This is a genomic window from Autumnicola edwardsiae, from assembly GCF_031846505.1.
Classification (GTDB): Bacteria; Bacteroidota; Bacteroidia; order Flavobacteriales; family Flavobacteriaceae; genus Autumnicola; species Autumnicola edwardsiae.
In genome coordinates this window covers 1-1,349 of record NZ_JAVRHP010000241.1, presented here as the reverse complement: position 1 = coordinate 1,349, position 1,349 = coordinate 1, and the positions used below count along the sequence as shown (strand labels likewise).

Sequence of the window (1,349 nt, the reverse complement as noted above, 5' to 3'; positions counted from 1 at the left end):
TGCGGCCACCCCTCCTTTTAACCAGGAAGGGCACATAGAGTATTATGAATTCGTGGCAAACCAACATCTAAGAAAAATAAAAAATGAAGAAAGTAGTAATAGCATATAGTGGCGGTCTGGATACTTCCTATTGTGCTAAGTATTTATCTAAAGAAGAAAACTTTGAAGTTCATGCGGTAAGTGTAAATACCGGAGGCTTTTCAGAAGAAGAAATAGAAAAAATAGGTTCCAATGCTCAAAAGATAGGAGCGAAAACTTATAAAAATATAGATGCGGTTGCTTCCTTTTATGATAAGGTAGTAAAATTCCTCATTTTCGGAAATGTGCTTAAGAACGATACCTATCCGCTTTCAGTAAGTGCAGAACGTATTGTACAGGCTATTGAAATAGTGAATCATGCAAAGAAAATAGGAGCGGAATATATCGCTCACGGGAGCACTGGTGCAGGAAACGACCAGGTACGCTTCGATATGATTTTTCAGATTATAGCCCCGAAAATTCAAATTATCACACCGATAAGAGATAAACAACTGACCCGGCAGGAAGAAATTGAATATCTTAAAGCCAATGGAGTTGATATGAATTGGGAAAAAGCAAAGTATTCAGTTAACAAAGGTTTATGGGGAACAAGTGTTGGCGGTGCTGAAACTTTAACTTCAGAAAAACCTCTCCCAGAAGAAGCTTATCCTTCACAATTACAGGAAAAGGAAGCTAAACAATTTAGTCTTGGCTTTACAAAAGGGGAACTCACCTCTGTAAACGGAAAAGAAAACACCCCTGAAAAGAACATCGAGATCCTGGAAAGCGTTGCTTCTAAATACGCGATTGGAAGGGATATTCATGTAGGAGATACTATTATTGGGATTAAAGGCCGGGTTGGGTTTGAAGCTTCCGCTGCTTTAATTACCATAAAGGCGCATCATTTGCTGGAAAAACATACCCTTAGCAAATGGCAGCTTCAGCATAAAGATTATATCGCCAACTGGTATGGTACACACCTTCACGAGGGCCAGTATCTGGATCCTGTGATGCGTGATCTTGAAGCCTTTCTGCAAAGTTCTCAGGAGCAGGTGACCGGGGAAGTATTTGTGACCCTTCATCCTTACAGGTTTACTTTGGACGGAATTAATTCCAAATTCGATTTGATGAACAGCAGCTTCGGAAATTATGGGGAAGAAAATAAAGCCTGGACCGCAGATGATGCAAAAGGATTTATTAAGATCCTATCTAATTCAGGAAAAATTTACCAACACGTAAAACAGGAACAATGATAGAGGCAGGAATTATTGGTGGAGCCGGTTACACGGCGGGGGAATTAATAAGAATACTGCTCAGGCATCCGGAAGTAA

At 40.0% G+C, this 1,349-nt stretch carries 1 protein-coding gene; it reads left to right on the top strand.

The features are described 5' to 3' along the window. The first annotated feature begins 83 nt into the window (after positions 1-83). Positions 84-1,271, top strand: coding sequence for an argininosuccinate synthase (locus tag RM529_RS17380; RefSeq protein WP_311486002.1), 1,188 nt, complete (start codon positions 84-86; stop codon positions 1,269-1,271). Positions 1,272-1,349: the final 78 nt, after the last annotated feature.